Annotated in this window: 17 protein-coding genes; 8 read left to right on the top strand and 9 right to left on the bottom strand. The window is 52.5% G+C overall.

Going from position 1 to position 19,367, the window contains the following annotated elements; genetic code table 11:
* The first annotated feature begins 212 nt into the window (after positions 1–212).
* From J3P34_RS07065 to J3P34_RS07045, 5 genes are all read left to right on the top strand, one after another.
* The gene (locus J3P34_RS07065; RefSeq protein ID WP_210487433.1) at positions 213–2,153 is read left to right on the top strand and encodes an OmpA family protein; all 1,941 of its coding nucleotides are present in this window, start codon (positions 213–215) and stop codon (positions 2,151–2,153) included.
* A 160-nt stretch (positions 2,154–2,313) separates the two neighbouring features.
* Positions 2,314–3,036 (top strand): bifunctional demethylmenaquinone methyltransferase/2-methoxy-6-polyprenyl-1,4-benzoquinol methylase UbiE, encoded by a 723-nt coding sequence (gene ubiE, locus J3P34_RS07060; protein ID WP_210487431.1) that lies wholly within the window; start codon positions 2,314–2,316, stop codon positions 3,034–3,036.
* Between the two features lie 44 nt (positions 3,037–3,080).
* Positions 3,081–3,740 (top strand): type IX secretion/gliding motility protein PorT/SprT, encoded by a 660-nt coding sequence (porT, locus tag J3P34_RS07055; RefSeq protein ID WP_210487429.1) that lies wholly within the window; start codon positions 3,081–3,083, stop codon positions 3,738–3,740.
* A 7-nt stretch (positions 3,741–3,747) separates the two neighbouring features.
* On the top strand, positions 3,748–4,500 hold the full coding sequence (locus J3P34_RS07050) for an SDR family NAD(P)-dependent oxidoreductase (RefSeq protein WP_210487427.1): 753 nt from the start codon (positions 3,748–3,750) through the stop codon (positions 4,498–4,500).
* Positions 4,501–4,640: 140 nt separating this feature from the next.
* Entirely contained in the window at positions 4,641–5,033 is a 393-nt protein-coding gene (locus J3P34_RS07045) for a VOC family protein (RefSeq protein WP_210487425.1), read from the top strand.
* 61 nt (positions 5,034–5,094) lie between these two features.
* Here J3P34_RS07045 and J3P34_RS07040 read toward each other — a convergent pair whose 3' ends face one another.
* Both J3P34_RS07040 and J3P34_RS07035 read right to left on the bottom strand, forming a co-directional pair.
* Complete coding sequence (locus J3P34_RS07040; protein ID WP_210487422.1) at positions 5,095–5,751, bottom strand: alpha/beta hydrolase; 657 nt, start codon at positions 5,749–5,751, stop codon at positions 5,095–5,097.
* A 1-nt stretch (position 5,752) separates the two neighbouring features.
* The gene (locus J3P34_RS07035; RefSeq protein WP_210487420.1) at positions 5,753–6,238 is read right to left on the bottom strand and encodes a cytidine deaminase; all 486 of its coding nucleotides are present in this window, start codon (positions 6,236–6,238) and stop codon (positions 5,753–5,755) included.
* A 124-nt stretch (positions 6,239–6,362) separates the two neighbouring features.
* On the opposite strand from J3P34_RS07035, the gene J3P34_RS07030 reads away from it, so the two are divergent.
* Positions 6,363–7,694, top strand: a complete 1,332-nt coding sequence (locus J3P34_RS07030) for a saccharopine dehydrogenase family protein (protein ID WP_210487418.1) — start codon at positions 6,363–6,365, stop codon at positions 7,692–7,694.
* Positions 7,695–7,768: 74 nt separating this feature from the next.
* Here the strand turns inward: J3P34_RS07030 and J3P34_RS07025 are convergent, their stop codons facing one another.
* The 6 genes from J3P34_RS07025 to J3P34_RS07000 form a co-directional block, all read right to left on the bottom strand.
* Positions 7,769–8,482, bottom strand: coding sequence for a tRNA1(Val) (adenine(37)-N6)-methyltransferase (locus J3P34_RS07025; protein ID WP_345890339.1), 714 nt, complete (start codon positions 8,480–8,482; stop codon positions 7,769–7,771).
* Positions 8,483–8,596: 114 nt separating this feature from the next.
* Positions 8,597–9,058, bottom strand: coding sequence for a ribonuclease HI (rnhA, locus tag J3P34_RS07020; protein ID WP_210487416.1), 462 nt, complete (start codon positions 9,056–9,058; stop codon positions 8,597–8,599).
* Between the two features lie 240 nt (positions 9,059–9,298).
* Positions 9,299–10,123 (bottom strand): carboxypeptidase-like regulatory domain-containing protein, encoded by an 825-nt coding sequence (locus J3P34_RS07015; RefSeq protein ID WP_210487414.1) that lies wholly within the window; start codon positions 10,121–10,123, stop codon positions 9,299–9,301.
* A gap of 146 nt (positions 10,124–10,269) precedes the next feature.
* Complete coding sequence (locus tag J3P34_RS07010) at positions 10,270–10,842, bottom strand: MarC family protein (RefSeq protein ID WP_210463768.1); 573 nt, start codon at positions 10,840–10,842, stop codon at positions 10,270–10,272.
* A gap of 41 nt (positions 10,843–10,883) precedes the next feature.
* Positions 10,884–11,993: an aminotransferase class V-fold PLP-dependent enzyme gene (locus tag J3P34_RS07005; protein ID WP_246853584.1), complete on the bottom strand. Its 1,110-nt coding sequence runs from the start codon at positions 11,991–11,993 to the stop codon at positions 10,884–10,886.
* A 122-nt stretch (positions 11,994–12,115) separates the two neighbouring features.
* Complete coding sequence (locus tag J3P34_RS07000; protein WP_210487412.1) at positions 12,116–12,574, bottom strand: type II 3-dehydroquinate dehydratase; 459 nt, start codon at positions 12,572–12,574, stop codon at positions 12,116–12,118.
* A gap of 143 nt (positions 12,575–12,717) precedes the next feature.
* Here J3P34_RS07000 and xerD point away from each other — a divergent pair, with 143 nt between their 5' ends.
* Together xerD and J3P34_RS06990 are read left to right on the top strand one after the other, a co-directional pair.
* Positions 12,718–13,617 carry a site-specific tyrosine recombinase XerD gene (gene xerD / locus J3P34_RS06995; protein WP_210487410.1) on the top strand — a complete coding sequence of 300 codons (900 nt, stop codon included), beginning with the start codon at positions 12,718–12,720 and terminating at the stop codon, positions 13,615–13,617.
* 708 nt (positions 13,618–14,325) lie between these two features.
* Entirely contained in the window at positions 14,326–16,974 is a 2,649-nt protein-coding gene (locus J3P34_RS06990) for a DUF3857 domain-containing protein (protein WP_210487408.1), read from the top strand.
* A gap of 144 nt (positions 16,975–17,118) precedes the next feature.
* Here the strand turns inward: J3P34_RS06990 and J3P34_RS06985 are convergent, their stop codons facing one another.
* Positions 17,119–19,365, bottom strand: a complete 2,247-nt coding sequence (locus J3P34_RS06985; protein WP_210487406.1) for a transglutaminase domain-containing protein — start codon at positions 19,363–19,365, stop codon at positions 17,119–17,121.
* Positions 19,366–19,367 lie beyond the last annotated feature (2 nt).

Here is a 19,367-nt window from a genome sequence, read left to right as displayed (position 1 = left end):
AGATAGTTTTTCTATATTGCGGCACTTTACTAATAAAAGCCTTAAAATAATTTAGAAAAGCAGATTAATTATCTTAAAATTTTTAAATATTATTGTGGTTCTCTTTATTGCTGACAATAACGTTTAAGAAGCCAGAATAACCCTCTGATTTTCTTATCCTATTTTACTTTCTGCGCCTTATTTAGAAGATACTATACCTTAACCTTTACACTATGAATCACTTAGACAAGCGGTTGTTTAGAACATCTTTATTTTTTCTGACACTGTTTCTCATGGCTTCCACGGCCATGGCCCAGAGTACCCGTAAGCTGATCAGGAGCGGAGATAAATTTTTTAACCAGGCAAATTTCCGGGCAGCATTACCTTTCTATGAGCGGGCGTTGGAGCGTGATCCAAATAATGCAAAGGCCCTTTACCGGGCAGGTATCAGCTACATCGCTTTTGATAAAGAGAAAGCCAGTGAGTATGTCTACAAGGCTTACAAGATGAAACCCAAAGTGGGCGAAGATGTACTTTATTGGTTAGGCCGCGTAGACCTGGTGAACTATGAGTTTGACAACGCCATCAAAAATGCCCAGGCCTACCAGGCTACCTTGGGCAAGCGCGATGACGAAGGCAGAGAGCAGGCGGCTTTGCTTTTGCAACATGCCCGTAACGCCAAGAAAGAGGTGGCCAACCCTAAGGACATCTTCGTGAAGAACTTGGGGCCAACCGTGAACACCCCCTACTCTGAGCACAGCCCCGTTATCTCTTCTGATGACAACTACCTACTGTTCACTTCCCGCAGCGCGGGGGTAACCGGCGGTAAGGAAGCCGAGGACGGTGAGTACTTTGAGGACATCTTTGAAACCCGTCGTTTAGGTGTTGATCAGTGGGAGACCCCTAAATCTTTGAGCGGACGTTTGAACGGTACCGGGCACGATGCCTCTATCCAGTTATTCGACAACGACTCTAAATTGCTGATGTACCGTCAGGACGAAGGTGGTGATATTTTCATGAGCAGCCGTGACGGTGGTGACTGGGGACAGCCGCAGAAACTGAACAAGAACATCAACTCCAAAGGCTTTGAGTCTGATGCCTTCATCTCCAGAGATGGCTCTACCCTTTATTTCTCTACAAGCCAGTTCTCTCAGAACGGTGACCTGGACATCTACTACGCCAAGCGCCAGCCTAACGGCGAGTGGGGTACCCCTAAGAACTTCGGTAACGGTGTGAACACACCTTATGATGAGGATAGCCCTTACTTCACACCAGATGGTCTGACCATGTATTTCAGCTCACGCGGACACTCTACCATGGGTGGATACGATATCTTCACCATGTCCTTTGACACCGTAGCCCGCCGTTGGAACAGACCAGTGAACATGGGTTATCCTGTGAACACACCAGATGATGATACTTACTACCGCCTGAGCCCAGATGGTTCTTACGCCTACCTTTCTTCTTACCGCATGGGTGGTTACGGCGAGAAAGACATCTACACCATCAACTACATCCGCAACGCCAATGTACGTGGCCATGTGTACAGCCTGCGTGACTCAACTATCATCCCAGGGGTAGAACTGGTGTTCTCTGGTAAAGCCGCTAACAACACGCCAGTTGAGGCCCGCGATGTGACCAAGCCAGACTCAGGAACTTACCAGGTGTCTGTGCTTTCTGCCCGCCCTTACCAGGTGACTTTGTCAAAAGACGGCAAAACCATCGCTACTGAGCAATATGAAGTACCAATGTCTCTGAGCGATACCACCACGTTTGAGAAAGATTTCTACATCGCGTTTGAAGACACCAGCGGTGTTGGTGCCGGTGCTTACGCCTTCAAGCGTATCTACTATGACACTGACAAATACAACCTGCGTCCTGAGTCTATCTCTGAGCTGGACAACATTGTGCGGGTAATGAAAGCCAACCCAACCCTGCGTCTGTCTATTGACGGCCACACTGACTCCCGTGCCTCAGACGACTACAACGTGACTTTGGGTGAGAACCGCGCCATGGCTGCTTACAACTACCTGTTACAACAAGGTATTCCTAGCAACCGCATGATCACTGTTTCTTACGGTGAGCGTCGTCCGGCTGCGCCGAACACCTCTCCTGAGAACATGCAGTTGAACCGTCGCACAGAATTCAACGTGATCAAAAACCTGGAACAATAAGAGATCCCGCATTAGCGTTCCTTTTGAGAAAATAGCTTAGAAACAGAGCCCCGGTCAAATGGCCGGGGCTCTTGTTATTTATGGGAGGCCACTTTACAACATAATGCAGGAAATGTAGTTAATGGGTAGTAGCTTTGCCGCTCCTAAACTAAATTAGTACATGTCAGTAGTTCCGTACAAAGACCAGGAAGATGGTAAGAAAAAGCAGGTGGCCCAGATGTTCAACAGCATTGCCAAACGCTATGATTTCCTTAACCATTTCCTTAGCGCAGGAGTAGACATTTACTGGCGCAAACGGGCGGTAAAACTGCTGGAGCCGCTAAAGCCTCAGAATGTATTGGACATTGCCACCGGCACCGGGGATTTCGCGCTGGAGACCCTGCGGCTTAAACCCAAGCAGATCGTGGGGATTGATATCTCTGAGGGCATGCTGCAGGTAGGCCGGGAGAAGATAAGCAAGCGTGGCCTGAGCCACCTGGTGCAACTGCAGTTAGGCGACTCTGAGAACATCCAGTTCCCGGATAACCACTTTGACGCCATCACGGTGGCCTTTGGGGTGCGCAACTTTGAGAACCTGGAGAAAGGCTTGGCTGAGATGTTTCGCGTACTGAAACCCGGCGGCATGGCGGTGATCCTAGAGTTCTCCAAGCCGCAGGCGTTCCCCATGAAACAAGGATATAATTTTTACTTCAAACATATTTTACCCGTTTTCGGAAAACTGATCTCGAAAGACAATGCCGCTTACACCTACCTGCCAAAATCTGTGCAGGCGTTCCCAGACGGCAATGATTTCCTGTCTATTTTCCAGAGAATCGGCTTTAAAAACACAAAATGGCATTCACTTACCTTCGGCATCAGCTCCATTTACACCGGCACAAAATAGTCTTATTCTTACTGCTCGCTCTGCTTGGCTTCGGCCAGAAAGCCATGGCGCAGGGAAAACTCCAGGGCGAGAACCTGCCTGGTTATGAGTTCAAAAGACTGCGCTGGGGTTTCTCTTTGGGCGTGAACGGATCCTGGTACCAACTGGAGCATTCGCAGTACTACGTAGACCAGATCAAGGCCGGAAACGACTACTCGGTGAATGACAAGACTGGGATCGGGTTCAACGTGAACTTCATCACTTCTTACCGCCTGAACCAGGATTTCGTGCTGCGCGCGCAACCGGGCGTGGGCTATCACAGCCGGGCCATTGAATACAAGAACGTGCCCGCCGATGAAAACACCCAGGGCGGAAACATCACGCAGCAGATCAACACGTTTGCCGGCGAGCTTCCGCTGCTGGTGAAGTATGAGGCCAAGCGACGCAGAAACACCCAGATGTATTTCATTGGGGGGGTGAAACCGTCTTTGGTGGTGGGCGGCCAGAAGAAGGGCAACCCCGAGGTGCTGCAGGTGAAGAGCTTTGACGTAGCCATTGAGTATGGCGTGGGGCTGGATATGTTCTATCCGTTCTTCAAGTTCGCGCCGGAGATCAGATATTCGCGGGGCATTTCCAACATCCACCAGCCTTTCCCCACGGTGTTCAACAACAGCATCCAGCAGCTGAACACCAATACCATTACGCTTTACCTCAATTTTGAATAAGTCTCTTATGACGCAGAAGATTGCATTGGTGACCGGAGCCTCTTCGGGTATTGGCCGCGCCACCGCTATTTCCCTGGCGCAGCATGGTTTTAAAATAATCGCCACGGGTCGCCGCACCGAAAGGCTGCAGGAACTGGTGCAGCAGTTTGGCCCTGAGAATATCTACCCGCTGGCGTTTGATGTGCGCGACAGGGAAGCCGTAAGCGCCGCCATTTCAAGTCTGCCTGCCGAGTGGCGCACCATTGACGTGCTCATCAACAACGCAGGCAACGCGCACGGACTGGCCTCGTTCCAGAACGGCGACCTGGACGATTGGGATGCCATGCTGGACATCAACGTGAAAGGTTTGCTGTACGTAACCAAAGAGGTGCTGCCAGTCATGGTGGAGCGGAAATCAGGGCATATCATCAACATCGGGTCTATTGCCGGAAAAGAAGTATACGCCAACGGAAACGTGTACTGCGCGAGTAAATTCGCGGTAGATGCTCTATCCAAAGCCATGCGCATTGACCTGGTGCACGAAGGTGTGAAGGTGTCTGAGGTGAATCCCGGTGCCGTGGAAACCGAGTTCTCTGAGGTGCGCTTCAAAGGCGACAAAGAACGGGCAGCCAGCGTCTACAAAGGATATGAAGCCCTTACTGCCGAAGATCTGGCCGACCTGATTCTGTTCATGGTAACGCGTCCCAGACATGTGAACTTAGCCGAGGTAATGATTCTACCCGCCGCCCAGGCTTCGGCTACCATCATCAATAAGCAATAGATTTCCTACAAAGATAAGACGAGGCCCACCGGTTCTGTAACCAGTGGGCCTTATTGTTTTAGGGCTGTTTTCTGCAAAGCAGGCCCTAAACGGGTATCTATCTTCGGGGTAAATCCGTTGCAGGAGAAACGCCGCTGCCCATGAAATTCACCCAGATAAAAGAGACCTGCCTCTACGTCCAGGATCTGGATCGCACCACCGCTTTTTACACCGAGGTTTTGGACTTACCCGTCATCGGGCAAGTGCCCGGGCGGCATGTGTTTTTCAGGGTGGGGAGTTCGGTGCTGCTATGTTTCAATGCCCAGAAGACGCGGGGCAGCAAAGACCTGCCGCCGCATTTTGGCGAGGGACAACTGCACCTGGCCTTTGAGTGCGAGGCTGCGGAATATGTTGCCTGGAAAGAGAAGCTGCAGGGAGCAAACATCACCATTGAGCACGAGCAGACCTGGCCCCACGACCGCAAGTCCTGCTACTTCCGGGACCCCGACCAGCACCTGCTGGAGATTGTGGTGCCAGGCATCTGGGAGAGGTAAAGTAGAATGGTATTAAGGCTGTTTTTTAAAAAACGGCTTCTAAACAGAGCAGCGGAAATGCTTACTCTTTCCTCCGGTTTTTCAAGGCCAGGAGCACCTCCTGGTTAAGTTCATGCTTGCCTTCAAAGGTGATGATGTCTGGGTGCAGCCCTGCCTCCCGAACCCGTTTGAGTTGGTTCTGAACCTTGTCTTCAGCTACGAAATGATCCTGCAGGCCGTACACATAGGTGAGGTCCGTTTCTTTTAGGGGATGGCTACCGGAAGCCAGTTCCATGTCCTCGGGAAAAACGCCGGCCCAGAGCACCAGTTGACTGATGGGCCATTGCGCCTGGCTCAGCCAGCGGCAGACCGTGGCGGCGCCCTGCGAGAAACCCAGCACGTGCAGTTCGGCCTCCGGAGCTTCGCGCAGCGCCATTTCGCGCACCAAGTTCAGGTAGGTTACATAATCCGTGATCTCGTGCAGGCGTTCCTCTTTCGTCATCCAGGTGGCACCCACACGGCCCGAGAAGCCCTCCAGGTAAAACCGGGAAAGTCCTTCCGGGGCAATCACTACGGTCTGCTCGTCAATTAGGGCCTCAAAATGCCTGATGAAGTAGCGCGCCAGTTGTCCGTAGCCGTGCAGCACGATCCAGAGATGTTTGGTCTCAGGAGACAGGGTGCCCAGTTGTTGCAGGTGCGCCGTGCGGGGAACTTCAATGGTCCGGTGAAGGGCCGCCAACTTACAGTTGATCTTTCGTGAACATGAAGGGCAAGAGATCCTCCACCGATTTCAGGCGGATGACTTTGCCGTCCTCACCTTGCATGATGAGGCGGATGGGCGCATTCTGGCGGTTCTGGTACTCGGCCATGACCTGGCGGCAGGCGCCGCAGGAGCAGGCTTTCAGGAAATGGGACTCATTCCGCCGCCGAACCGTCACAGCCATCATCTCAATGGTTTTATCCGGGTAATTGGAGCCAACGCCAAACAACAGGGTGCGCTCGGCGCAGAGACCCGAGGGGTAGGCGGCGTTTTCCTGGTTCGTGCCCTGGTGCAGACTTCCGTCTGAAAGAAGCAAAGCGGCTCCTACCAAATAGTTGGAATAGGGGGCGTAAGCGTTGTCGGTGGCTTTTTGGGCGAGGAGAAGGACCTTCCGTTCCTGAGGGGTTAATTCTTCAAGTGAAGACACTACCTCATAGGTAATGTTGAGTTGTACTTGTTCTATCATAGGGTGCGGTTTCCGCACGAGCACGTACGGGAGTCAAAGTTAATAAGTTGGCCCGAAAAACCAAGAAGTGGTTGCCTGTGACGGAGAAAATGCCCATTTTAAGGCCTGCATCCTGCACCGCACTATGAATAAGATCCTGCTCCTGGGCGCTGGCCGCTCCGCTACCGTACTCATCCAGTACCTGTTGTCCAACGCCCAAGCCTTCGGCTGGCAGGTCTCTATTGGCGATGTTTCCATAAGCCATTTAGGGCCTATTTTGCAGGAATACCCCCAAACAAGAGCGTTTCCCTTTAACGTGCAGGACGAGGCGCAGCGGGAGGCAGAGATCGGCGCCGCCGATGTGGTCATCTCCATGCTGCCGGCCCTGTTTCATCCTTTAGTTGCGGAAACGTGTTTAACCTTGGGCAAGCACCTGGTCACCGCCTCGTACGTACCGCCGCAGATCAAAGCGCTACACGAGGAGGCCCAAGCTAAAGGACTGACCTTTCTCATGGAATGCGGTCTGGACCCGGGCATAGATCATATGTCGGCGATGCGTATCATTCACCAGATCCAGGCGGAAGGAGGGAACATCACCTCGTTCAAATCCTTTACGGGCGGTCTTATGGCCCCGGAATCAGACAATAATCCCTGGCACTACAAATTCACCTGGAACCCGCGCAACGTGATCCTGGCGGGGCAGGGAACGGCCAAATACATAGAGAACGGCACCTACAAATACATCCCGTACCCGCAGCTTTTCCGGCGCACCCAGACCTTCACGGTAGACGGCTACGGCTCCTTTGACGGCTATGCCAACCGCGACTCTTTGAGTTACCGTGAGCCCTATGGTTTGCAGCAAATCCCTACTATGCTACGGGGCACGCTTCGGCGGCCGGGTTATTGCCAGGCCTGGCAGGTGCTGGTACAACTGGGCCTCACCGATGATTCCTATTCCCTGGAAGATTCCGCTCATATGACGTATCGCCAGTTAGTGGAAAGTTGCCTGCCCGAAGCCGCCCAGGAAAAATCCCTGAAGGAGCGCGTAGCGGCCTATGTAGGCCTTTCCCCGGAGGCGGAGGAACTGCGCCTGGTGGAGTGGACCGGTTTGTTTGACGAGGTTCCTATTGGGTTGGAGCATGCCACCCCAGCCCAGGCCCTGGAGAAACTGCTGACAGAGAAATGGAAGCTGAGCCCCGGCGACAAAGACATGATTGTGATGCTACACCAGTTTGAGTACGAACTAAGCGGCCAGCGCAAGAAACTGACTTCCTCCCTGGTAGTGCTTGGGGATGATGAGGTACACACCGCTATGGCCAAAACGGTGGGGCTGCCAGTGGGCATCGCGGTAAAGCTTTTGCTGCAAGGCAAACTTCAGACCAAAGGAGTGGTGGTGCCCCTGCAAGCTGATCTTTACGAACCCATTCTGGAGGAACTGGAGCAGTACGGCATCCGCTTCCAGGAGCAGGAAGGATAACCGTTTCAAGGCCGGTTTCCGGAAAACAGGCTACAAACGGGAAACTGCCTGCAGCCAAGGCTAACAGAGAAAAATCAGAAAATCAAGTAATAATCCTTTAACAGCTCCCGGAAAGGAGCGGTGTAGGAATGGTCTTTCTCCCGTACCGCCAGCACCTGTTCTGCCGGTGCACTTGGTTGGCGGGAATACGTGTGGATAGCGCGCAGCAGTTTCCCGTGGGGTGTGGCCTCTAACCATAAAATGCTGTTGGTGAAGAAACCGCTTTGGTGCGCCTCGCGCTCAAATACCCTGGCCTCATGCGGCGGTAACAGAATGTGCAGTTTTCCCTCTGGAGTCAAAAAATGCTGGGCGAAGGAAACAATCTCTGCGAAGGAAAGCGTCTCGGTGTGTTTGGCCTGGTTCTTTACGGCATCCGATGACTTGAGCGAAGCCTTGAAAAAAGGCGGATTGCTGATGATGGCATCAAAAGGCACAGGTTGGGTAGCTTCAAATTCCTGCAAACCCATGGGAAACAACCGCACCCGGTCGGCCCAAGGACTGCCCGAGATGTTTTCCTGCGCCTGTCTGGCCGCCGCCGCCTCAAGCTCCACCGCTTCAATCTGCGCCTCAGGAGCTCGCTGCGCCACCATCAGACTCAGCAAACCCGTTCCGGCCCCAATATCAAGAATCCGTTTCGCACCCGTCACATCCGCCCAAGCACCCAACACGCAGGAATCGGTGCACACTTTCATCGCGCACTGGTCCTGCCTGATTAAAAACTGCTTAAACCGGAAATAGTCGTTGGCCACTTTGCAGATGTGAAGATTTGTAGATTTGGAAATTTGGAGATGAGGAGATTTGAAGATGAAGTTGGTTTGCTAGTGCATTTCAACTGCACATTTTCACATCTCCACATCTTCAAATCATCCAGCTGTTGGATTGGCCTCGAAGCCTTTGTCCGGGGGGAGGTTGGGTTGGAGGGCGGCGGCTACGGCTAGTTCGTCGCAGCGCTCGTTCTCAGCGTGGCCGGCGTGGCCGCGGACCCAGACAAAACGCACCTGGTGCTTGCGGTAAATTTTGAGGAAACGCTGCCACAGATCGGGGTTGGCTTTGCCGGTGAAGCCTTTCTTCTCCCAGCCGAAGACCCATTTCTTCTCCACCGCATCCACCACGTATTTTGAGTCTGAGTAAATGGTGACCGGGATGCCGGGTTTGGTGATGGACTCCAGGGCCACAATAACGGCCAGTAGCTCCATGCGGTTGTTGGTGGTCTTCCGGAAGCCTTCGCTGAGTTCCTTCACGTGGGGGCCGTACCTGAGAATAACGCCATAGCCGCCAGGGCCAGGATTGCCCCGCGAGGCGCCATCGGTAAATACTTCTATCAAAACGTATGCGGTTAGTCTGCCGCAAAAATACCCATCCCGGCGCAAGCGTCGGCCACATAAGGCCAGAATATTTTCCAATGGTACATCAGGAGCCCCAGGCCAATCACCCGTTCTACGCCTGTTTTTCTAAAACCGGCCATAAAACAGCAGGGCAGGAGTAGCGCCAGATGAGTTGAATGGATTAAGCTTCCTTACTCTCCTTAAAGCACTCATTCATTTTCTCAATCATTCAATCAATCATTACTTTGCGTAGCTGATGGTGGCGTTGAAGCCTACGCCGCCCAAGACCATTTTCTCCCAGGCGCCTTGGCTTGTTTCGCGGGTGTAGCTGGGTTTGTTGAAGAGGCCGGCACTAAACCACAGACCGCCGCCACCCAGATGACGCACCAGTTCCAATGAGAGCAGCACATCTGAGTCAAGGTAGATGTTGCGGTCGCGGAGGTCCAGCGTGATGCCGTCTCCCAGATCCTTCTGGGCTACGTTGAGGTAGATTTGTTCTCTGAGCAGGTTTTCCTCCGGTCCGTTTTTGCCCATCCGGTAGACATTGATTCTCAGGAAAAGGGTATCATATTCGTTGCTGGCGATGTTGAAAGTCACCTTCTCAAGGAACGATGGCTTTTTGATGTCCAGCACAGTGCCTATCTCGGTGCCCAAGCGGTTGCTCTTGAACCCGGCGGTGGTGCTTTTGGAGTTGGTGGTGTTGCCCACCACTTTGGTCACGTACTTGCGCGGCTTTACCACCACTTCCTTAAGGGCCACGGCCTTTTCCCGTAAACTGATGGTCGCGCTTTGCTGCCCGTATTTCTGCTTGAAGTCACTTACTTTCCAGCTTTGGGTCGCGTACCCGATGGCGGATATCTGCAGGGTCTCATTGTCCAGAGCATCAGGAAGAGAAAGCGCGAAAATGCCTTCGGCAGTGGAAACCGTGCCCACGTTCTGGCCCACCACGCCAATATTGACGTACTCCAGCGGCCGCGATTGGGCGTCTACGATCTTGCCCTGGATGCGCTGTGCCTGGGCCAGGATAGAAATCAGGAAGAAGAGGAGAGTGAAGGAAGTTTTCATACGGTGGCTGTTTTCTCTGTAGATGCAGACGCGCCACGGCAGGTTGCTTGGGTTTTTAGAAAATGCTTTCCTTCAACTGAATAGACAATAAAAAAAGCAGCCTTCTGTTTTAGGGCTGCTTTTGTAAAATCGGGCTTAAAACAAAATCAGATGCTCACGTGCGTCTTGAACAGCTTGATGGCGATGGCCAGCAGAATCACGCCGAATACTTTGCGGAGAACCTCGGTGCCGTTCTGGCCCAGTTTGCGCTCCAGCCAGTTAGAGCTCTTGAGCACGATGTACACAAACAACAGGTTGAGCAGGATACCCACCAGCACGTTAGGCAATGCATAGGCCGCGCGCAAAGAAAGCAGCGTAGTCATGGTGCCCGCGCCTACAATGAGTGGGAAAGCCAGCGGCACAATGGAACCGGTCTTTACCTCGGGGTTGGAGTGAAACAGGTGAATGCCCAGCACCATTTCCATCCCCATTAAAAAGATGATGATGGCTCCGGCCAGCGCAAAGGAAGCGAAATCAATCCCAAAGAGCCTTAAAATCCCATCGCCCAGGAACAGGAACACAATCATGAGGGCACCCGCCACCAGCGTGGCTTTCTCAGATTGGATAATGCCCTCGCGCTGCCGCAACTGGATGATGATGGGAATAGAACCCAAAATGTCAATGATGGCGAACAGGATCAGGCTAACGGAAACAATCTCTTTGAAACTGAAATGGGGCATGGCAATGGTCTGCGGCGGTTTAGGGGTTTGCCGCCGCAATATTAGTGATAATGGTTGGAAATGAAATTGCGCAGCACGTCATAGTCTGAGTCTGCGATGGCGGGGAAGTTGGCGATCCTGAACGTGTTCTTGGCCCAGGGGCCGTAGCCGTTGCCCAGCGTGATGCCCTGCGTGGCGGCAATCCGTTTGGCTTCGGCAATCCAGCGGTCAGGGCCTTTCACGGCTACTACTGTGAGCGAGCGCACCTCGGGGTTTTCCACCAACAGCTGCATCTCAGTGAGTTCCTCAAAGAACGTGTACAGGTCCTGCGCCCGCTGCGCCAGGTGCTGGTCAATGTTTTTGATGAGCGGGCGGTGCTCCATCACCCTTTTGAGCAGGTACAGGTTGAGCACGTTGGGCGTGTAGGCGGTCTGGTAATTGAGCATTTTCTCGTGCAGGAACACCAAACTGTTGTAGTGCCGGCGGTCGTTGAGGCCTTTGGCCCGCTGAATGGTGCGCGGCGAGCACACCAGCACGCCCATGCCGGCCGGCAATCCAAAACATTTCTGCACCGAGGCAAACCAGATATCGGCGCGAATGAACTTGAGGTTGGCGCCGGCCATGCTGGAGGTGGCGTCCACGGCCAGCAGCGGGTCTTTGAACTGGTTCTGCAGTTTCAGGAGCGTGTTCATGCTCACGTGCGTACCGTTGGAGGTCTCGGTCTGGGTCACGCAGATCAGATCAGTGTCATCCTCCACCGGGATATTGGGCACGTCCAGCACCTCCTCCAGCCCGAAGGCCTGTCCGTAGCAATCGGGGCGCAGGCGCTTGGCGTACTGGTACCACTTCTCCCCGAAGGCCCCGTTGTAGAGGTGGAGGCTTTTGTGCGGCGTCAGGCTCTGGGCCAGGATCTCCCAGCACTCGGTGGCCGACGAGGTGAAGAAAATGTAGTAGTCCTGGGGTATGTTCAGGCGGTTGCGCACCAAGCCCACTAGGTCACGCATCATCTGCACAAAACGCTCTCCGCGGTGCGGAATACTCAGGATCCCTTCATCATACGCCATGGTCAGGTAATCCCGAACCTCGGGATAGACTTGGGAGGGACCCGGATAGAAGTTAAGCATGGGCAGCGGCAGTGGTTGGTGGTGGAACGATGCGTGAAAATTGGGCAAAAGGTACTGGACAGCGGATTGCGGAAAAGCTGTTTCGGGGCTGTTTTTAAGAAAATGGGCTTAAAACGAAACCTTGGCAGACCTGCCGCTGAAATGACCTACACGTGAAAAACGTACGCTGGTTACGCTTTGGTGTATGTAAATCCTACCTTGTTGGGCTTCTGTCGCTCAAAGTACTGCAAGGCAAGTCGATAGCTCTCCAATCCGAAGCCGGAGATGCTGCCCACGCACCGGCCACCGATATAGGTCACGTGGCGGGTGGCCTCGCGGGCATATACGTTGGAGATGTGTACCTCAATCACGGGCGTCTCAATGGCCGCGATGGCGTCTGCCAAAGCCAGGCTGGAATGCGTGTAGGCCCCGGCGTTGAACACGATGCCCTGGTACTCGAACCCCACTTCGTGCAGTTTGTCAATGAGGGTGCCTTCTGTGTTGGACTGGAAGTACACCAGTTCCAAATCTGGGAAACCAGGAATAAGGTCTTTCTCCAGGTAATCATCAAAAGAGCGGGAACCATAGATAGACTTTTCGCGGCGGCCTAATAGGTTCAGGTTAGGTCCATTCAAAATAAGTATTTTCATAGTAGTAAGGTTTGCGTGGGGCCAAAAAAGCGGGCCCAGGGTCATGTCCAAATGTACGGAATAACTACCTTTGGGCGGCTATTTCCTATAAACCATTTGGTTATAATTTGGATTTAGCTATATTTAGCTTTTACCTCCCCCAAATGAATTGGTCAGTTAGTCTTACCCAATTTCAAGGATATCTCCAGCTAGAGAAATCCTTGTCAGGCCACTCTGTAGAAGCTTACCTACGTGATGTGCGCAAACTGGTGCAGTTTTTAGAAACAACCCAGCAAAATATAGGGCCTCTGGATGTACAGGCCACGCACCTGCAGGCTTTCCTGGAATGGATCAATACCCTGGGTATGACATCGCATTCGCAGGCGCGCACCATCTCCGGCATCAGGTCTTTCTATAAGTTCCTGATCATGGAAGACCTGCTGGATGCAGACCCCACCGAGACCATTGAAGCCCCTAAACTGCAACGCAAACTCCCCGACGTCTTGAGTTACGACGAGATCGTTTCCCTTTTCGAGGCCATTGACGTGAGTACCCCCGAGGGCACCCGCAACAAAGCCATGCTGGAGACCCTCTACAGTTCCGGACTGCGCGTGACCGAGTTAATTGAACTCAAAATCAGTAACCTCTATGAGGATTTGGGTTTTCTGCGCATTACCGGTAAAGGCAACAAAGAGCGGTTGGTGCCCATCGGGCGGGATGCCCTCAAATATATCAGGCTCTACCTGGACGGCGTGCGCCGGCACCTGCCCATCAAGAAAGGCCAGGAGGATTTTGTGTTCCTTAACCGCCGGGGCGCCAGTCTGAGCCGGGTCATGGTGTTCACCATCATCAAAGACCTGGCCGCCAAGGTAGGGCTGGAGAAGAACATCTCGCCGCACACCTTCCGCCACTCATTCGCCACGCACCTCATTGAAGGCGGCGCTGATCTTCGGGCCGTGCAGGAGATGCTGGGCCACGAGTCTATCACCACCACCGAGATCTACACCCACCTGGACCGTGACTACCTCAAGCAGATCATCCAGGAGTTTCACCCCAGAAGTTGATTGTTGATTGTTCATTGTCTGGGTTTAAGGTGTCTGAATTCTGCAGTGGTTATTTTCGGTAAAGGCAAACCAATACCAGGAGATTTTCTTTGCAGGATTTTTAATTTGATTTCCCAAAAACAGGTCTAAAACAGAAAAGCCAAGTTATTTACCTTCTTTTCTGGTCTGATGCAGTTTTACTTCCGTGATTATAATGTTATCCCAGTGGAAAACGCAGATTATCCCCACAAGGGGAGAGTTGCATTAGGCAGGCGTAGTTGGAGGTACTGAAAACATCTTTTTTGCAGCGGCCGGCACAAGGGCAACCACAAGGGATTGCCCCTACCTAATCACAGTAGAATCCCCCATTTATTTGATGGGCGTTTCTCAAGGGAGGTCTCGCAAACAGGAACGGTGTAGATTTTCATCATCGCCATTTATAGCCTGATTCCCCAAAACACTCTCAATACAGAAAGCTCGAAGCTGCTCAGTTTCGAGCTCTCTGTTTTGAGGGGCAACCATTATCTTATCCGAAGGTGATTTCTAAACAAGAATTGAAAATTGAAGAATGTTCTGGTTTAAACTTGAGTATTCTATACCAATAAAAATTATTCAATAAGCATCCACCTTCTTTAAATACTCCTGAAGAAATTGTATTTTTAATCTTTATTATATTCTCAGGTCTCCAATTCAAATATTCTCTATTACATATTTTTACTAAATCTTAACATGAAGCGCTGGTTGTGTGGGGTATTCTTATGCCTTTATTTCTCGTTTAATCTCTATGCGGCGGGTAAGCCCGTAGCCACCGGGGCAGAACCTGGCTGGACAGTAAAAACCCAATATCGTGATAAAGCTGTTCCAGCCCAGAACGAAGGCTCTGACGGATACCTTTTCATTTTGAAGGATGAGCAGGTGCACGTGGGGGATCAGACCAGTTTTTACCATTATGCCCGCAAAATAACCACCAAGGCAGGGGTGCAGTACGGGTCAGAGATTTCCGTGTCCTATGATCCTGATTACCAGAAACTGGTTTTTCATAAAGTAAACATTCACCGCAACGGCCAAACCCTCAACCGCCTCAAACCCGCTGACTTTAAGGTAGTGCAGCAGGAAAGTGAACGGGAACGGTTCATTTACAATAATAACAGAACGGCCATTATCACCTTGGCAGATGTGCGGGTAGGAGATGTGATTGACTATTCTTTCTCAGTGATCGGGTTCAACCCCATCCAACCCAAGTACGCCGAGTTCTTCAGGTTAAGTACACCAGAGGCATTAGACCAATTATTGGTGCGGGTGCTGGTACCTGCCAACAGGCCGCTGCAGCACAAAGTGTACAATAACAAACAGCAGATGCAAGTGAAACAGCTGGGCAACCTGCTGGAATACACCTGGAAAGCAGACCAGATACCGGCCCATGCCGCAGAAGACAACACCCCTGGTTGGTACGCGGCCTATGCGTACGCCTGGCTTTCTGAATTCACCTCCTGGGCGCAGGTAAACGATTGGGCTCTCACGTTGTACATCAAACCGGTAGGCAAAAGCCAGAAACTAGCCCAGAAAATTGAGGAGATAAAGCAAGCCGATGGCTCTGAGGAAGGACGTCTTTTGGCCGCTCTCAGATTTGTACAGAACGAGGTACGCTACCTGGGGAACGAAGGTGGCATCTACGGCTATCAACCCAATGATCCGGCCAAAGTGTTTGAGCAGCGCTACGGTGATTGTAAAGACAAGGCCTGGCTTCTCTGTTATATGCTGAACCAAATGGATATCAAAGCTTACCCGGTTTTGGTCAACACCAGTATGCAGAAGCATGTGATGCAGGAACTGCCCAGCCCATACTCTTTTGACCACTGCGTGGTGAAGGTGGATCTGCTGGCGAAAACCCTTTGGTACGATGCCACCATTTCTCATCAGGAAGGGGCTTATGACAAAATCTACTTCCCTAGGTATGAGGCAGGGCTGGTGATTAAACCGGGCACCAAAGGCTTCACTACCATTCCTGTCTCCTCCGCTGGCACTATCAAAGTAATGGAAGATTTTACTTTAGGAGGCGCCAAAGCGAAGGTGTTTTTCAACGTTGAAACCAATTACACCGGGTATGAAGCTGATTATATACGGGCCCACTATGCCTCAAACAGCCATCAGGAGATAGAGAAAGGATACCTAAACTTCTATGCCAGCATTTTCCCCGGTATAGCTACGGAACGGGAGTTGTTATCCAATGACCAGACCACAGCCAACCGGTTTACCACCTATGAGTCTTACGCCATCTCAGATTTCTGGGAGGAGTCATCAGAAAAAGACGATAAAGTCTTAACCGCCAGCTTCTACCCGGTATCGTTGTATTCAAAATTGGAGCTACCCTCTACCAGGTTAAGGACCAGCCCGCTGGCTTTGGAGTATCCCTATGACTATGAGCACACCATTAAGATAAACGTGCCCACCCCCTGGAGTGTAAGGGAAGATGAGGCGGAGGTAAAGGACAAATCGTTCTACTACAAGCGGACCACCAGTTATGATGCGGCCAAGCAAGTCATCACGTTGCACTATACCTTCAGGAACCTGCGCGACCATGTGCCGGCCAATGAGGTGAAAGCCTATTTTACGGCTATCAAGAAGATAAAGAACGAGATGGGGTTTGAACTCACCAACTCCGTGACCCAAGATGGGAGAGAAACCAACGAAGGCACCAATTGGCTGTCTATTGGCTTGGTGATAGTTTGCCTGATTCTGGGCGGATACGGCGGCTACCGTTTATATCAGTATGATCCCGCTCCTGCCAACCCGCTTCCTGGAAAGCCGCTGGAGATTGGCGGATGGGTTGGTTTTGTAGCCTTTGGGGTAGCCACAACGCCCATCAGGTTAATCGTTACCATTGCAAGAGGGGAGTGGATTTCCTTCGAACTATGGACCAAACTAAGTGATGCCTCCTCAAGCTTCTATAATCCAGTAGGCAAATGGGCCTTGGTCTTAACCATTGTGTATAACGTGACCCTGTTCTGTTTCTCCATCTTGATTGCCACGCTCTATTTCAAAAAACGAAGCAGCCTGCCCCGTCTCATCACCATCTTCTATGCCATATCCGTGGCCGGGGTAGTTGTTGATACCTTGGGCGCCGCTGCCATGGGGATAGATGCGACTAGCGGCTACTCTGCCATCTTCAGTTCCTTTATTGTCGCCGCCATTTGGATCCCTTATTTCAACCTTTCCAAAAGGGTGCGCAAAACATTTGTGAACAGATTGAACCCGGTAGCTGTAGAAACGGCGGAGACTGAAGAGGAGAACCTGATGTCTTGGTTTGACGAGGACCCCGATAAAAAAGAGAAGGTAGTGCAGGATCCGGTAGGGCAGGAAGAAGCGGTCAAATTGTAGGCTATTGTGACTTGGTTTTTACCAGGCCAATGGACAACGAACAGGCGCAAATCATTTTCGACCTGATTTTCCAAAAACACCCCTTAAACAGAAAAGCCCGGAGCTTCGCAGCTTCGGGCTTTTCTGTTTAAGTTAAGCAACCGTTTACTTCAGCGCCAGTTGGCGGGCATCGGCGGCGATGACTTTCTTGTAGAAGGCCTGGAACTCGGCCATTTGCTGAGGCTGGATGATGTCTTTGGTGAATCTGAGCTCGCGGGTAAACACCAGCTGGTTATTCACCTTTTTGTAGGTGAGTGAGTACTCTGCCACCGGGCAGGTCAGTTTCACAGATTGTGGTACCTCCGCGAGGACTTTCTTGGCGGGCAGTGACATGGTGATGGTTTCCCGGTCATGGTCGGCGTAGAGGAGTTGAGTCAGGTCCAGCGGGGTGGTGCGGGTCTCGTTGAAGGTGAAATCGCGGGCGGTGGCTTTGCTCGTCCAAGGCAGGGAGAACAGCGACATGCCGCCAATCTGGGTCACCACATCGTTGGCCTGGTAGGCCAGACGGCAGCGCACCGTGTCCTGCGGACCTTCCAATCCCTTGAAAGAAAGCTCGGTGAGTTTCACGCTGGCCATGGAGGCGTTGATGGCCTGCTGCACAATGCGCTCGCGCTCCTGCTGGCCGGCATCGCGGTAGCGTTGCTTGGCCTCGGCGGCCATGGCTCCGGTTTTGTAGTTTTCCTCCACCACAGACAGGTCATTGTCTACTAACTGCACTTTCACCTTGCGGTCAATGATGTTCTGGGTGCGGACTTTGGGGTTCAGGTGTGAGAGGCTGCGGTTGGCCTGGCTCTGCTCATCATCGATCTCCAGAATGCCGGACTGCAGCATGCCTTGGTACAGACTCCCGAAGGGCAGGTAGTTAGACGTCAGCTCCACGTACATTTCTTTCTCCGGCAGGTTGATCTTGGCGATGCAGTGGTTGAAATCGATGGAAGGCAGCACCAGGTCATCGTAGCCGTTGTCGCGGGTGTTCACCAGCACCAGTTGGGCCGGCACGCCTACCTCGCGGCACATGGCCACAAACAGCGTGGACACGTCTTTACAGTCGCCTATTTTGGTGCTGAGCACATCAGACGGTTTTTGCGGCACCAGGCCGCTCTGGCGGAACGGGATAGAGCTGTAGGTGATGTTGCTGGTGATGTACTCGTAAATGGCCTGGGCTTTCTGCACCGGCGTGAGGTTCTGCTTACCCGCGAAAACCTCTTCCACGGCCTGTTTCACCTCGTAATCGGGGCGGGCTTTGGCGGCGGCCAGATCGGCGTACCAGTTGGAGATGAACTTCCAGTCGGGGAACGAGGAGATGTACAGGGTCTGGCTCACGTCTGCGAGCACCGGCATCTTGTCCTCGGGCTGCATGCCCGGCTGGTCTTTCTGTTCCCACACGTAGAGCTTGAACTCATCGGCGGACTGTACTTTGGGCTCCAGGGCTTTTTGCGTCACCTTGTACTGGAACTTGGTCTCGGGGTCTACCAGCAGGCTGTAGCGGGTGGTCTGGTAAGGCAGGTAGTGGGTGAAGAAATGGCGGTCCCAGAAGTGCGAGGCCAGTTTGCCCAGCAGGTGGTTTTCCAGTTTGTAGGTGATGTGGATGGCGTCGCCGGGCTCCAGGTTGGTGAACACCAGCTGACCATTGTTGCTCTCGGCGGGCACCTTGTTGCCGTTCTGTTTCACCACTTCGGCCTTCTCCAGGAGCTGGCGCTGCATGTTGTGGTAGTCAATGCCGTATTCTTTCCAGAACTCCACACCCTGCTGATTGAAAGTCTTTACCACAATGGTGCGTTTTTCCTCAGAGGCGCCGCCTTTGTAGACCACTTTCTGCACCTCGTCCAGCAACACCAGGCTGCTGTGCTCAGGGTAAGCGGCGGCGGCCGGGGCTTTCTTGATCAGGGCGTACACATCGGTCTGCGGGAAGTAGCTGAACACTTCTTTCTTGTTCTCCAGCTGGCGCAGTTCTTTGAGGCTGGTGTAGTCCGTGGGGTCCAGTTGGATGGCTTTGCGATAGGCGGCCAGTGCTTCTTCTTTTTTATCCTGAGCCTTGAGCGTTTTGGCCAGGTCGGCCCAGTACTGCCCAATGTACGGCGAGAGCTGCAGCGTTTTGCGGTAGGCTTCCTCGGCCAGTTTGTGGTTCTGGGCCTGGGCGTAGATGTTGCCCAGCGTGTGCTGGATGCCCACGGCCACCGGCTCCTCCTGCAGGTACTGCTGGTAGAGCTTGATGCCGTTATTCATGTCGCCTTTGTCAAAGTACACCGAGGCTAGTCGCTGCGAGACGGCGTAGGAACGGTTCTCCTTCAGGAATTTCTTCAGGACATTGGCTGCACCCGCCTGATTTTTGTTCACGTTCTTCTCAATCATGT

Source organism: Rufibacter aurantiacus (assembly GCF_017916345.1).
In the GTDB taxonomy this organism is placed as follows: Bacteria; Bacteroidota; Bacteroidia; order Cytophagales; family Hymenobacteraceae; genus Nibribacter; species Nibribacter roseolus.
This window is presented reverse-complemented; position numbering and strand designations above follow the sequence as displayed.